Origin of the sequence: Paucibacter sp. XJ19-41 (assembly GCF_028462495.1) — a bacterium.
In the GTDB taxonomy this organism is placed as follows: domain Bacteria; phylum Pseudomonadota; class Gammaproteobacteria; order Burkholderiales; family Burkholderiaceae_C; genus Roseateles_E.
This window is the reverse complement of the sequence record NZ_JAQOWX010000131.1, coordinates 1-14,881: the sequence shown is the minus strand read 5'-3', so window position 1 is coordinate 14,881 and position 14,881 is coordinate 1. Positions and strand designations below refer to the sequence as shown.

The 14,881-nt window shown below is 63.9% G+C and carries 8 protein-coding genes and 2 pseudogenes; 3 read left to right on the top strand and 7 right to left on the bottom strand.

Going from position 1 to position 14,881, the window contains the following annotated elements; all coding sequences use genetic code 11:
- From PO768_RS24280 to PO768_RS24260, 5 genes are all read right to left on the bottom strand, one after another.
- Positions 1–261 (bottom strand): NAD(P)/FAD-dependent oxidoreductase (locus PO768_RS24280; RefSeq protein ID WP_272648090.1); only part of this gene is annotated, 261 nt, incomplete at its 3' end.
- 44 nt (positions 262–305) lie between these two features.
- On the bottom strand, positions 306–1,010 hold the full coding sequence (locus PO768_RS24275) for a 2OG-Fe(II) oxygenase (RefSeq protein ID WP_272648089.1): 705 nt from the start codon (positions 1,008–1,010) through the stop codon (positions 306–308).
- Positions 1,011–1,121: 111 nt separating this feature from the next.
- Positions 1,122–4,187 carry a TonB-dependent receptor domain-containing protein gene (locus tag PO768_RS24270; protein ID WP_272648088.1) on the bottom strand — a complete coding sequence of 1,022 codons (3,066 nt, stop codon included), beginning with the start codon at positions 4,185–4,187 and terminating at the stop codon, positions 1,122–1,124.
- Positions 4,188–4,569: 382 nt separating this feature from the next.
- Positions 4,570–7,281 (bottom strand): TonB-dependent receptor plug domain-containing protein, encoded by a 2,712-nt coding sequence (locus tag PO768_RS24265; RefSeq protein WP_272648087.1) that lies wholly within the window; start codon positions 7,279–7,281, stop codon positions 4,570–4,572.
- Between the two features lie 520 nt (positions 7,282–7,801).
- The gene (locus tag PO768_RS24260) at positions 7,802–9,973 is read right to left on the bottom strand and encodes a malate synthase G (protein WP_272648086.1); all 2,172 of its coding nucleotides are present in this window, start codon (positions 9,971–9,973) and stop codon (positions 7,802–7,804) included.
- Between the two features lie 170 nt (positions 9,974–10,143).
- Between PO768_RS24260 and PO768_RS24255 the strand changes: the two genes are divergently transcribed.
- Positions 10,144–11,067, top strand: a complete 924-nt coding sequence (locus PO768_RS24255) for a LysR family transcriptional regulator (RefSeq protein ID WP_272648085.1) — start codon at positions 10,144–10,146, stop codon at positions 11,065–11,067.
- 19 nt (positions 11,068–11,086) lie between these two features.
- Here PO768_RS24255 and PO768_RS24250 read toward each other — a convergent pair whose 3' ends face one another.
- Together PO768_RS24250 and PO768_RS24245 are read right to left on the bottom strand one after the other, a co-directional pair.
- The gene (locus PO768_RS24250) at positions 11,087–11,365 is read right to left on the bottom strand and encodes a PsiF family protein (protein ID WP_272648091.1); all 279 of its coding nucleotides are present in this window, start codon (positions 11,363–11,365) and stop codon (positions 11,087–11,089) included.
- Between the two features lie 120 nt (positions 11,366–11,485).
- Entirely contained in the window at positions 11,486–12,853 is a 1,368-nt protein-coding gene (locus tag PO768_RS24245) for a serine/threonine-protein kinase (RefSeq protein ID WP_269839275.1), read from the bottom strand.
- A gap of 37 nt (positions 12,854–12,890) precedes the next feature.
- Between PO768_RS24245 and argS the strand changes: the two are divergent.
- Together argS and PO768_RS24235 are read left to right on the top strand one after the other, a co-directional pair.
- Positions 12,891–14,597 (top strand): annotated as a pseudogene (argS, locus tag PO768_RS24240) (arginine--tRNA ligase).
- Positions 14,594–14,881: pseudogene (locus PO768_RS24235) on the top strand (SPOR domain-containing protein); the annotation flags it as partial. The pseudogenes argS and PO768_RS24235, both read left to right, overlap by 4 nt.

Here is a 14,881-nt window from a genome sequence, read left to right as displayed (position 1 = left end):
GCAGCCCACATGCGCGATGCGCTGCGCCTTGGCCATCACCGCGTCCAGCACGCCGAGCCGCGACAGCGCGGCATGGGCATCCGGGATCAGGCCATCACCGCAGATCTTGTCGCGGCCGGGCTTGTGCTGGTCGACCAGCAGCACATCGAGGCCCTGCTGGGCCAGTCGGCGTGCGGCAGCCGAGCCGGCCGGACCGGCGCCGATGATCAGCACCTCGCAGGCAGAGGGCAGACCAACGACAGGGACAGCGGGCTCCGACATGAAATCCTCCTTGGATACGGCTTGCCATTCTAGGGAGGCCCGATCTAGGCTCGGCGAACCCAGCCTGTGATCGAGAGCCGGTCACTTCCTGCGAACGGCGCCGTCAGGCTGACCGAATGCTGTTGCGGCACCTTGAATAGGTTCATGACATTGAACAAGGGCGAGAAACCGCCCTCGACAAGTCCGCCCTGCCCATGAAACAGCAGCAGCCCACCCCAATCGGGTCGCCAGTGCCGGGTCAGATTGACCACATAGGCCATGACCCGGTTTTTGGCGGCCACATCATCGTCGTGCATGGAGAGAAAGTGCCCCGGTCGGTAGCGCGTGACCTGTGCATCGCAAAAGCTGATGCGTTCATCGCCAGCCAGGCGACGAAACGCCTCCAACGCGGCTTCCGAATTGATCGCTTGATGAAAGTCGAACAACGGGCCTTGCTTCAAGGCGCCGCTGTCGACCTCGTCCGACAAGCGATAGCTGTCAAAGCAGTACTGGAAACCCGAGTGCGCCCCTGAATAGATCAGGGTCTGCATTTGCTCCTGCTGCAATGGCGTCAGGCCGGCCAGTTCATCGAGATCAAGATCCATGGACTTCGGCCCGCTGTTCACGGACAGCTTGAACGGTGCCTTCTCGGCCGCATCGGCCAGGCGCTCGGCAGTTGGCGACGCAAAGATCTCGGTCGCCTGCGCTCGGCCGACCGAATCAAAACGATGGACGAAGTCTTCAGACTGGAGTGCGGAAAGCTGCAGCATCCTGGGTGAACTGGGTGGATTGACGAATAGCGAAACGATGCACTTTAGCCGCGCCCAAGAAAAACGGCCGCATTGCTGCGGCCGTTTTCTCAGGCAATCACTTCTTCAATATCACTTGAAGCTGAAGTTCGCCGTGACGAAGTAGCGACGTCCGACCACGTCATAGGTAGATGGGTCGGTGCCGGACTGCACGTTCGGCGAGTACAGGCGAGCCTTCTGGTCCAGCAGGTTGTTGATACCTGCGCGCACCGTGATGCTCTTGGTGAAGTCGTAGCTGCCGCCCAGATCCCAGTAGACGGTGGCCGGCACGCCGGTCAGATCTTCACCCGGGAACAGCTTGGCCATGCGGTTGGTCATGCCGCCGATATAGCGCATGCGCAGATCGATACCGACATCACCCCACTTGTAGTTGCTCGCGATCGTCACCTTGTTCTTCGGGAAGGTCTGACCCAGAGTGACACCGAAGTAGGCCACCGTGCCCGCATAGTCCACTGCTGGCAACAGCGATGTGCTCTTGGACTTGTACTCCAGCAGATGAGTCCAGAAACCCTGCACATCCAGTCGACCCGGACCGACCCTGCCACCCCAGCCCAGCGAGAAGTCGATGCCCGAGGTCTGGACCTGACCTTCGTTGCTGCCGGCAAAGGGCTCCTGACCCGGTTCATAAGCACCGGAGATCGAGCTGCCTGCACGAACCAGCTTTGCGCAACTGCTGCTTGTGGCGCTGTAGGTCGGGTTACGGCCGTTGTAGTTGTAGCAATCGGCGATGAACTCGTTCACATCGGGGTCCGTGATCGCGTCCTTGACCTTGATGTTGTAGTAATCCACCGATCCGCGGAAACCGCCCAGGAAGCCACCCGAACCCGGGGTCCACACCAGACCCAGCGTCACGGAATTGGAAGTCTCGGGCTTCAGGTTGATATTGCCGGTCGTGTTGGTTTCAGCCTGTCCGCCGGGGGTGGCAACGAAGCTGGTATTCGCCACACCGGTGGCCGTGCACAGCGCGCCCAGCTGAGCGGCATTGGCACCGGTGGTACGGCCAACGCTATTGATCGAGCAGGGGTCGAAGATGCTCGGGAAGCTGCCGCCGCCGTCGAACAATTCACCGAAGTTGGGCGCACGGACCGAACGCTGCGCAGAAGCGCGAGCCCGCAGTTCGCGGGTCGGCTGCCAGTCCAGGTTCGCCGCGAACGCATTGGACCGCTTCTTGGGAGTCTCGACCCCGTTAAGCACATCGGTCGCCTTGCTAGCCGAGTTGCGATAGGCCAGCGACAGATTCGCAGACTGGATCATCGGCATGTTTTTGGCCAGCGGCACCGACAACTCCGCGAAGAAGTCGTCAAAGCTGTTCTTGGCCTTCGCCGGGCTCTGCGAATTGAAGCCATAGATCGGGCTCGAAGTGGAGCCCGGGTCCAGTTCATACTTGAAGCGGCGGGACTCGTAGCCCAGCACTGCGCCGACCATGCCGGCCGGCAACTTGACCACATCTCCGGCAACGAAGAACTGGGCAATGGTCTGCTTGTACTCCTGCTTCAGCGAGGTCGGCAGTTGCAGCCAGGCCGCGCATTCGGCCGACAGCGTCTGGCGTCCGAAAGGATTCACACCGCCAGCGCACAGGCTCTGGCCGCCATCGACGGCGCCGAGCGCATCAGCCAGCTTTTGCGCATTGATATTGCCTTGCTGCGACTGGTCGATCTTGGTGCGGCCTTCGGACAACGAGCCTTCCCAGGTCCAGCCGGTGCTGAAGATGTCGCCCTTGGCGCCGGCCAGGTACTGAGTCACTTCGTTCTCGTAGGTCGAAGAACGCAGGCCTGCCGCCACCGTACGCCAACCCACGCCGAAGGCCTCGTTCGCGCCAGTGCCCACCACGGTCGGGTCGTCGCCAGTGCGACTGTTCAGCAGGGTCTTCAGATCCGCAGGGATAAAGACGTTGTTGGGGTTGACAAGCAGGGCGCTACCGCGCTGCCCCGGCACGATAAAGCTGCTGACGATCTGGGTCGGGGCCGTGGTCTGGCCAGGAGCGCGCCAAGCGCCGCCGGAAACCGGTGTGGGTGCGAGTGCGGTCGTCGCGTTGTAACGGGTATTCGAGAAGCGTCCGAACACCTCGACGCCGCTATCCAACTGGTAGTCGGCCTTGGCCGTGATCGCACGGCGATCCAGCGGCAGCACCAGCAGATTTTCCGGATCGAAGTTGTAGCTGTAGAAGTCTGGGAAGAAGCGCGTGTTCACGCCTGCATCGATCGGATACTTCCAGTTCACCACGTCCAGCGGCGAGTTGAACACGCCGGGGTAAATCAGCGTCCCATCGGTATTGAAGGAGTGAGCGGATCCGCGAGGGATCTGAGCGCCGGTGTAGCCGTAACCCGCATAAATCGCGTTGACAGCCGCTTGCGATGGCAGGTTGGTCCCGCTGGGAACGTAACGCCCTTCGGGCCAAGCGCCGGTAGTGCCAGTCGCCAGCGCCGAGAATGGGCGCTGCTTCTTGTAAAGCGCATCGCGCTGTGCGTACTCGAAGCCCAGCACCGCATTGCCCTTGTTGTCGGCAAAGTTGCCGCCGATCAGGCCCTGCACATTGCGCTCAAGGGCATCGCCTTGCTTGGTGGTCTTGGAGGTGCCTGCGCGCAGATCGAAACCCTGGAAGCGCCTCTTGAGCTTGATGTTCACGACACCGGCCACGGCATCGGCGCCATACACAGCGGCAGCACCGCCGGAGATGATCTCGATGCTGTCGATCATCGCCATCGGGATGGTGTTCAGGTCCACCGTCTGGTCGGAGGCCGACACCATCGGACGGCGGCCATCGATCAGGATCAGATTGCGGTTAGGGCCCAAGCCACGCAGGTTGATGTTGGCCTGGCCGCCGTTGCCCGGGTTGTTCGAGCTGGTGGTGCCGGCGGGGTTGATCTGCGGCAGCGTGTTCAGGAAGGTCTCGAGTGTGACGTCCTGGTTGGCCTGGATTTCGGCGGCGGTGACGGTCACCGTCGGGCTGCTGGCTTCCAGGTCGACCTTCTTCAGGCGGCTGCCTGTGATCTCGATACGTTCCAGCTTTTCCTGCGCGAATGCGGGCGCACTTGTAAGCGCGACGCCGCCGCTCAGGGCCAAAAGCGCCGCTGCACTGATCTTCGATTTTCTAAACATTTGCACTCCTTGTAGACGTTGGGTCTTGACCCAGGACACCACCCGCGCTTTGTGAGCCAGACGGCAGGATGAATGAGGAGCCGATTGTGCGGATCGCGCATCTCGCAGGCGATGCAGGACTTCTACCTAGGGCACTCGGGATCCGGCATGTCATTTCCAGCACGAGGCGGGCGGCTGACGCCCGCTTTTTAGCCCCAGAAACCTATGTTTACAGAGAGAAACATGCCAAAAGTCATTGCTTTCGCGACTCAGACCGGCGCTGACTCAGCCGGCAAAAGTGCCAGAAGTCAGCAGCACACAACGTGCTGAAATTACAACACTTCCACCACCTGCGGCGGAGTGCTGGTGAGCGCAGCCGGGCCTCAGCAAGCAAAAAGCCCGCCGGCTTTCGCCGGCGGGCTTCGCATCAAGAGCGGGTGGCTCAGAACTTGTAGGTCGCGTTCAGGTAGATGGTGCGATCACGCGGATCGTAGTAGCGGGCGTCGTAGCCGAACTGCTGGCCGCGGCTGTTACCGCTGGTCGAGATCGACAGCGGCGGCTCCTTGTCAAACAGGTTCAGCACACCAGCCGTGAAGACAAAGCTCTTGCCAAGGGTGTAGGCAGTCTGCCAGTCGGCCGTCACGAAGTAACCCACGTTCAAGCGGATCTTCTCGGTGGCACCGGTGGGCTTGTCGGACGCATCCAGCACCTCAACGGTCTTCTCCTGGTCCTTGAAGCCGGACTTGAAGTTGATGCCCAGGCTATGGACCCAGGCGCCGGCCTTCAGCGTATTGGTCCAGCGACCGCTGGTACGGAAGGTGACCGAGCCCAGCGCGGCATCGTAGTCGCCGATGGCCGAGTAGTAAGGCCCGTTCTTCAACTGCTGCTGACGCTCGCGGATCATGTAGGTGGCGGTGAGCTGGGAGGTCCAGTCGCCGACCGGCAGCTTCATGCGCGCGGCGAAGTCCAGGTCCAGGCCGTTGTGGAAGCTCTTGCCCAGATTGCGGTTGTCGGCCTTGAACGCCAGGTAGGTCAAGCCTGTACCGACGTTCTTCTGCGTGCCCCAAGAGCTCGCATAGGTCGCCGGTGCCCCGAACACCAGTTGCTCGGGCAGCTGACCGAAGGCATTGGAAATCCCCACCCACCACAAATCGGCACCCAAGGTCAGGGCCTTGTTCGGTTCGAAGCGCACACCCAAGGTAGCCTGGCGCGACTTCTCGGGCTTCAGGTCCGGGTTGCCGCCGGCCATCTGGTCATACTGGCGGGAACCGGGCTGGCATAGAACGCCCAGCGAGTCCGCCATCTTCTTCAACTCTCTCGCGCTAGCCGTATCCTCCGAGCAGCTGTAACGATCAGAGGTGACACCATAAGACTGCAGCGGCGAGCTGAGTTGCGAGACGGTCGGGGCGTGGTAGCCCGTGCCCAGCGAGCCGCGGATCAGCAGACTGGGCATCGGCGTCCAGCGGAAGCTCTCCTTGACCGTGGTAGCCGAGCCGAAGTCGGAGAAGTGGTCATAACGCAGCGCGGTGCCCAGTTCGAAACCCTTAAACACAGGAATCACCAGCTCAGCAAAGGCGCCCCGCGACTTGCGACCGACCGCGAAAGCAGGCTTTGCCGAGGCATCGCCAAAGCGCTGGTCGCGGTCTTCCGGCTTGGTGGCCACCGTGCCCGCGACCGGGTCCGACAGCAGGCCCTGGGCAAACAAGCTGGGCTTCGACTCGAAGTCTTCCTTGCTGAGGTTCACGCCGACACCCAGGAGCATCGGGCCGGCCGGCAGCTCCATCAGCTCGCGCGAGCCGCGCAGGTCGGCCGGGGTCAGCTGGGCCGTGCCGCCGTCGAAATAGCCCTTGTAGTGGATGGCGGCGATTCCCTTGTTGGCGGCCTCCGACTGCTGGCCCGGACCCACAAAGGGGTCCAGCAACCCACTGCCGAGCAGGCCGGCAACAGCCTTGTCGCCGGGATAACCGGAAGTCACACCCGCCACATCGCTCTTGGAGTGGGTAAAACTGGTGTTGTAGTCCCAGCCCGCGTACACACCGCGCATGCCCACCGCCAGGTCGAGAAATTTGGCGGTGTCGTTGTTGACACGCTTGCCCAAGTCGAACAGGCGGTAGTAGGCCACGCTGTTGCCGGTCACACCCCAAGGCTTCAGATACTTGTCATGCAGGGCTGAGCCGGCGGTGATGAGAATGCCGCCTGGCACGGGCGCGATGCGCGACACCTGCTGGGTCTTGGACCACAACAGGTCGGCGAAGAACTCATGGTCACCCAGACGCTTGGTGAAGGTGGCAAAAGCGCTGTCGCGCTTGCGCTCCGGATAGATCTCCAGGTCGCCCACGTAGTCGTAGCCGCAGTAGTCATCCGCACCTTCCGTGATGCGGAAAGTCTTTTCCGGGCACGAACCCGTTGCCTTCAGATGAGGGCTGAACAGATTGTCGGAGTCGCCGGTAGCGTTAGCCGGGATCGGGCTGACCGAGAAATGCTTGAACTGATAGCGCTTGCCCTGGTGCGAGAACTGGATCTTGCCGGTCTTGCCGTAGCTGCGATCCAGCGACAGCAGTTGGGTGCGCTCGTCATGCGCATAGGACACCATCAGGTTGTAGCCGTCGGCAGAGATATCACCGAAACCCTTGCTGATGCTGAAACGCTTTTCTTCGGCACCGGCGCTGGGCTTGGAAATGCCCACCGTCACATCGCCGGTGCTCATATCGCGCTTGGTGATGAAGTTCACCACGCCAGCGATCGCGTCGGCACCGTACAGCGCGGACGCACCGTCGGTCAGCACTTCGACACGCTCGATGGCCGACACGGGAATGGCGTTCAGGTCAAAGCCGGCGGCGTAGCCGGTCAGGGTCTGGCCGCCGAACTGCGACAGGCGGTGGCCGTTCAGCAGCACCAGGGTGCGGGTCTCGCCGATATTGTGGATGGACACGCCGGAAAAGCCGTAGCTCGATCCACCCACCGCCGCAGCTTCGCCGGTGGCGCCCTGCACAGCCGTCACACGGCGCAGCAGGTCGACGGTCGAGGTTGCGCCGCTCCGCTCGATGTCCTCGCGCTTCATCACCAGGACCGGCAGCGCCGATTCCGCGTCGATGCGCCGCACCGACGAGCCGGTGACTTCCACCCGCTCCAACTTCTCTTGTTGCTGAGCCACAGCCGATTCCGCAGCCAGGCTAGCTAAAGCCACCAGCGCCGCAGCGCTCACCCTATTGAGTTCAAACATGATTTTCCAATGCATTCGAAGCCGGTTTCGCCAAGCCGCCCGATCACGTCGTGCGCACATCGGAGGCAACTCTCGTTCTGGAGATTTGAACGAGGCGCAAATTTCCTCGACCGGCCCGCTTCCAAGAATGCGGGTTAACCATGCAGCGTCTCAGGTGTCATACAAACTAATTCTCTAGTTTGCATACCGCACAGAAAAACGGCTGCAGCCGTGAAGTTCAGTCAGAAGTCATCTTGACAGATGGTTTTAAGCAAAAAGTACCAATTTTCGGGCTTTATTGGGCTCTTGGCGAATACCATCCCTCGCACTTCCAGGCAACTTGATGGACTCACGCAACACATAGAAAACAATTGAATCATCTACCGCACGAGAAACACAAATTTGAAGCCGAAAGTCATATTGACAACGGAATGACGACAAATGACAGCAAAGCCATTTGTCGCCCGTCGGCTCAAGCCTGCTTCACCCGCAAGCGCCACGCATGCAACAGCGGCTCGGTATACCCGCTCGGCTGTTCCTTGCCCTTGAACACCAGCTCCAGCGCCGCCTGGAAGGCCGCACCTTGCGGGTGGGCGACCAGACTCTTGTAGGCGGCGTCGCCAGCGTTCTGGCCATCCACCACGGCCGCCATGCGCGAGAAAGTCTCGCGCACCTGGGCTTCGCTGACCACGCCGTGGTGCAGCCAGTTGGCGATGTGCTGGCTGGAGATGCGCAGCGTGGCGCGGTCTTCCATCAGGCCAATATTGTGGATGTCGGGCACCTTGGAGCAGCCGACGCCCTGGTCGATCCAGCGCACCACATAGCCCAGGATGCCCTGGACGTTGTTGTCCAGTTCCTGCTGCCGCTCGGCGGCGCTCCAGCTGGCCTCGGCCACGACCGGGATGCTCAGCAGCTTGTTCAGGATCTCATCGCGTTCGCCGTCGGCATCGACCTTCTCCAACTCCTGCTGCACCGCCGCGACGCTGATCTGGTGGTAGTGCAGCGCGTGCAGGGTCGCCGCGGTCGGCGACGGCACCCAAGCGGTGTTGGCGCCGGCCTTGGGATGGGCGATCTTCTGTTCCAGCATCGCCGCCATCAGGTCCGGCATGGCCCACATGCCCTTGCCGATCTGAGCCCGGCCGCGCAGGCCGCAGGACAGGCCGGTCAGCACATTGCTGCGCTCGTAGGCCTGGATCCAGGCGCTGCTCTTCATATCGCCCTTGCGCAGCATCGGCCCCGCCAACATCGCGGTGTGCATCTCGTCGCCGGTGCGGTCCAGGAAGCCGGTGTTGATGAAGGCGACGCGGCTGGAGGCTGCCGCGATGCAGGCCTTCAGATTGACGCTGGTACGGCGCTCTTCGTCCATGATGCCCAGCTTGACCGTGCTGTCGGGCAGGCCCAGCAACTGTTCGACGCGGCCGAACAGCTCGGCTGCGAATGCCACCTCGGCCGGGCCGTGCATCTTGGGCTTGACGATATAGATCGAGCCGGCGCGCGAGTTGCCGCGCCGCTTCAGATCGTGCAGCGCAATCGTCACCGTGATGACCGCGTCCATGATGCCCTCGGGAATCTCGGCGCCACCGTCCAGCAGGATGGCCGGGTTCGTCATCAGATGGCCGACATTGCGGACGAACATCAAGGAGCGGCCATGCAGCACGACCTCGCCGCCATTCGGGCCGGTGTAGCGGCGATCCGGATTGAGGCGGCGCGTGAAGGTCTTGCCGCCTTTGCTGAGTTCCTCGGTCAAGCTGCCCTGCTGGATGCCCAGCCAGTTGCTGTAGGCCAGCAGCTTGTCCTCGGCGTCGACCGCCGCGATCGAGTCCTCCAGATCAAGAATGGTGGACAAGGCCGCCTCCAGCACCAGATCGCTGATACCGGCCGCATCGCTGGCGCCGATCGGCGTGGTCCGGTCGATCTGGATGTCCAGATGCAGGCCGTTGTGAACCAAGAGCACCGACGAGGGCGCAGCCGCATCGCCCTGATAGCCGACGAACTGGGCCGCGTCCGCCAGACCCGTGGTCGAGCCATCGATCAAGGCCACCACCAGGCGGCCGCCCTCGACCCGGTAGCCGGCCGCGTCCTTGTGCGAGGCGCCGGCCAGCGGCGCCGCCTGGTCCAGCACCTGGCGGGCAAAGGCGATCACCTTGGCGCCGCGCACCGGATTGTAGGCGCCGGCGCGCTCGGCACCATCAGCCTCCGAGATCGCATCCGTGCCGTACAGCGCGTCATACAGCGAGCCCCAGCGCGCATTGGCCGCGTTCAGCGCGTAACGGGCGTTCAATATCGGCACCACCAGCTGCGGGCCGGCTTGCAGAGCCAGTTCGGCATCGACATTCGCGGTGCTGGCGCTGACCGCGCCGGGGGCTGGCACCAGATAGCCGATGCCCTCCAAGAAGGCGCGGTAGGCCGGCATGTCGGTAATCGGCCCCGGATGGGCGCGATGCCATCCATCGAGTTCGGACTGCAAACGGTCGCGTTCGGCCAGCAGCGCGGCATTCTTGGGTGCCAGCTCATGGGCAATGGCATCGAAGCCGGCCCAGAAGTCGCGGCTCGCGATGCCGGTATCGGGCAGCACCCGGTCTTCGATGAAGCGGTAGATGGTCGTGGCGACCTGGAGGCGGTGGCAGGCGGTGCGTGCGGTCATGGCAAAACCCTCGGGATAGAAAGAAGACAAGAGATATAGCGTGATGGCAGGAATTTATGTCAGGCCACCCCTTCGATTCACAGCGTCCAATGCATTGAATCCCTGATGTTTTTGCACAAATCAATGACTTAATTGATTGCTTTCACCGCCTCGCTGCGCACAATCAGCGCATGGACCGCCTCAAGCAGATCGAATCCTTCGCCCTGGTGGCCACCAAGGGCAGCCTGACGGCCGCAGCCCAGACCGAGGGCGTGGCGCCGGCGGTGATGGGGCGGCGCATCGATGCGCTTGAAGAGCGGCTGGGGGTCAAGCTCCTGGTGCGCACGACCCGGCGCATCACGCTGACGCATGAGGGCAGCGCCTTTCTGGAGGACTGCCTGCGCCTGCTGGTCGAGTTCGCCGATGCCGAGGCCAGCGTCAGCGCCGGCGGGCTCAAGGCCAGCGGCCATCTGCGCATCACCGCGCCGGCCGGCTTCGGGCGCCGCCATGTGGCGCCGCTGGTGCCCGAGTTCCTGGCCAGCCATCAGGAGCTGAGCATCTCGCTGAACCTCAGCGACCGGGTGGTGGACATCGCCGGCGAGGGTTTCGACTGCGCGGTGCGGGTCGGCGATCTGGTCGACTCCAGCCTGGTCAGCATGCGCCTGGCCGACAACCGGCGCCTGTGCGTGGCCACGCCCGGCTATCTGAAGCGCGCCGGCGTGCCGCAGCACCCGTCCGAGCTGGCGCGCCAGCAATGCCTGGGCCTGAGCTCGGATGCCAGCCAGACGCGCGGCTGGGCCTTCATGGTGGACGGCGAGCTGCTGCACTGGCGGCCCAGCGGCCGGCTCGATTGCAGCGACGGCCAGGTGCTGCACGACTGGTGCCTGGCCGGCCTGGGCCTGGCCTGGCGCAGCATCTGGGAGGTCGAGGCCGACATCAAGGCCGGGCGGCTGCAGGCGGTGTTGGAAGACTTCGCGGCGCCGCCCAACGGCATCTTCGCGGTGGTGCCGCAGCGCAAGCATCTGCCACTGCGCGTGCGGCTGTGGATAGACTTTCTGAAGCTCAATTACGGCGACCCGGGCTACTGGGCCCGGGCCGCCGGTCGGGAGCGCTGAGCGCTCAGCGCTTCACGCCTTACTTGGCGCTCAGGCACTCCTTCATGAAGGCCTTGCGCTCGTCGCCGCTCTTGCCCTTGGCGTCGGCATTGCAGGCCTTCATCTTTTCCTGCTGAGGCGTGCCGTTGGCGGCCGCAGCGGCCGGCTTGGCCGACAGGCATTCCTTCATGAAGGCCTTGCGTTCGTCGCCGGTCTTGCCCTTGGCATCGGCATTGCAGGTCTTCATCTTCTGCTGCTGCGGCGTGACCTCCTTCTCTTCGGCATGGGCACCAAAGGCGGCGAGCGCCAGGCCGAGCATGATGGTGATGGGCTTCATGAGCTGTTCCTTCCCTGTGAGGTATGGGTTGCGGATCCGCTGAGGACCCTGGTGGATTCCAACACAGCAACGTCAGTGACTCAACACCGGTTTACCGGGCCATCAGAGAATGCGGCGCGGGTGCGCAATCGCCTCGTGAGCCGCATGCAGACGGCGCACCAGCACCTGGATGAAGGCGCGGTCAAAGCGATGCTGGCATTCGGGGCTCAGCAGGCCCAGCGACTCGGGCGTGAACGAGATCGTCGTGCAGATCTCGCTGACCTTGATGTCAGTGCTGTGGCGGCGCAGATCGGGGTTCGGCGCCAGATAAGCCATCTCGCCAACCGAGGTGCCGGTGCCCAAGGTGGCCACCTTGGCGCCATCGCGGAACACCTCGACCTCGCCCTGCGCAATGATGTGGAAGGTATTGCCCTCCTGGCCGCGCTTGTAGAGCGCATGCTCGAGCGGATAGCGCCGCCAGCGCGCCCGGTGCACCACCTCCCACAGCTCGACATCGCCGAAGTCGGCAAAGAATTCCAGCTCGCGTAAAAGATTGAAACGCTCGGAGTCCTTGACCTCGTAGAGCCGCGCCAGCGGCACCAGCTGGCGCGCCACCAGCTCCGAGAGCGCACGGCCGAAGCTGTCCCAGTCCGGGTAACGATCGGCCGGCTGCTTGGCCAGCGCGCGCAGGATCACCGCATCCAGCTCGGCGGTGACGCCGCCGCGCAACCCCACCAGCGAAGGCGGCGCCTGGTGGTAGATCTGGTGCATCAAGGCCATCTGGCTGGGCGCATCGAAGGGCGCGCGCCCCGCCACCAGGTGGTAGAGCACGGCACCGAGCGCGTAGATGTCGGCGCGGCAATCGACATCGCCGCCCTCGATCTGCTCGGGCGGCATATAGGCCAGCGAGCCGACCCGGTGCACCTGGGTCGCATCGGAGCGCAGGTTCAGCGCGCTGCCGAAATCGCTGACCTTGACATCGGTGACCTGGCCTTGCGCGTCCAGCACCGCCAGCAGATTGGCCGGCTTGACATCGCGGTGTATCACGCCCTGGCGGAACACATAGTCCAGCGCCATCGCGCACTTGAAACCGAGCTCGACGATCTGGTCCAGCGGCAGCAGCCGGTCGCTGCGGCAAAAGCTCTTCAGGGTCAGGCCCGGCACATATTCCATCACCAGATAGGGCGCGTCCTGCTCGGGCACCGCATCCAGGATCTGCACGACATTGGGATGCTGCAGCCGGCCGGCCAGCGCGGCCTCGGCCGCATAGAAGCGGTTCGCCTGCGTGTCGGGGCCGCCGCGGCTGGTCAGCGCCCAGGCGCGCACCCGCTTGATCGCGACCTCCTTGGCCTTGAACTCGTCCAGGCCCAGGAAGACATCGCTGGTGGCCCCCTCGCCGAGGCGGCGCAGCACACGGTACTTGCCGATATAGGTCGGCAAGTCGGCATGGGCGGCGGGAATGGAAGAGGCGGGGCCGGAGTCCGTGACCATGGCGGGCATCATATGCGCGCCCCGTAGAATTGCGCCCATGATTCAAGCCAAGCAGGATTTGCTCGCCGCCCTCGGCGAGGCCATCCAAGAACTGAGCCCCGGCGCCGAACTGGCCGCCGCTTTCGAGTCCCCCAAGCAGGCCAGCCATGGCGACCTGGCTTGCACCGCCGCGATGCAGCTGGCGCGACCACGGAAGAAGAATCCGCGTGAGCGGGCGCAAGCCCTGATCGAGGCGCGGCCGCGCCGAGCGGCCTTCCAGCAATGGGTGGACGCGCTCGCGATTGCCGGGCCCGGCTTCATCCATATCCGCTTGTAGGCCGCCGCCAAGCAGGCCGTCGTCGCCGAGGTGCTGGGGGCCGGCGCCGGCTTCGGCGCGCAGCCGGCCAATGGCCAGCATGTGATGGTCGAGTTCGTCTCGGCCAACCCGACCGGCCCGCTGCACCTGGGCCATGCGCGCCAGGCCGCGCTGGGCGATTCGATCTGCAGCCTGTTCGCGACCCAGGGCTGGGATGTCACCCGCGAGTTCTATTACAACGACGCCGGCGTGCAGATCGCGACCCTGGCCCACTCCACCCAGTGCCGCCTCAAGGGCCTGAAACCCGGCGATGCCGGCTGGCCCGAGTCGGCCTACAACGGCGAGTACATCCAGGACATCGCCGACGACTTCCTGGCCAGGAAGACCGTCAAGGCCGATGACCGCGAATTCACCGCCTCCGGCGACATCGAAGACCTGGACAGCATCCGCCAGTTCGCCGTCGCCTATCTACGCCACGAGCAAGACCTGGACCTGCAGGCCTTCGGCCTGAAGTTCGACAACTACTTCCTCGAATCCAGTCTCTATCAGACCGGCGCGGTCGAAGCCACCGTGGCCAAGCTGCTGGCCTCCGGCAAGACCTTCGAAGACGGCGGCGCGCTGTGGCTGCGCACGACCGACTACGGCGACGACAAGGACCGCGTGATGCGCAAGTCCGACGGCACCTACACCTACTTCCTGCCCGATGTGGCCTACCACATCGACAAATTCCAGCGCGGCTACACCAAGTGCATCAATGTGCAGGGCACCGATCATCACGGCACGATCGCCCGGGTGCGCGGCGGCCTGCAGGCGGCCGATGTCGGCATTCCGCAGGGCTTCCCCGACTATGTGCTGCACAAGATGGTGCTGGTGATGCGCGGCGGCGAGGAGGTCAAGCTGTCCAAGCGTGCGGGCTCCTATGTGACCATGCGCGACCTGATCGACTGGACCAGCCGCGACGCGGTGCGCTTCTTCCTGACCAGCCGCAAGGCCGACACCGAATTCACCTTCGACATCGATCTGGCGCTGAAGCAGAACGACGAGAACCCGGTGTTCTATGTGCAGTACGCCCACGCCCGCATCTGCTCCATCATCCGCAACTGGGTGGCCGCCGGCGGCGACGAGAGTCAGTTCGGCGGCGCCGATCTGAGCCTGCTGACAGCCCCGACCGAGGCCGCGCTAATGCTCAAGCTGGCCGACTATCCGCGCATGCTCAGCGGCGCGGCCGAGGGCCTGGCGCCGCACGATGTGGCTTTCTATCTGCGCGATCTGGCCGGTGCCTTCCACAGCTACTATGCGGCCGAACGCGTGCTGGACCAGGCGCCCGAGCTGACCCGCGCCCGCGCCGCATTGCTGGCCGCCACCCGCCAGGTGCTGCGCAATGCGCTGGCCGTGCTGGGCGTCAGCGCGCCGGAAGTGATGTCACGTGAAACTCTGGAGAATTCATGAGCCGAGCTCAAGCGCAGCGTCAGCAGCGGGGTGGATTTGTGCTGGGATTGATCGTCGGGCTCTTGCTGGGCCTGGGCATTGCGCTCGGTGTCGCGCTCTACATCACCAAGGTGCCGATCCCCTTCATCAACAAGGTGCCGCAACGCACGGCCGACCATGACGCGCAGGAAGCCGAACGCAACCGCAACTGGGACCCCAATGCCGCGCTGAGCCCCCGTCCCGGCGCCAAGGCGGCCAGCGGCGTGCTGAGCCCCGCACCGGTGCCGCCGCCGACCGTCGCGACG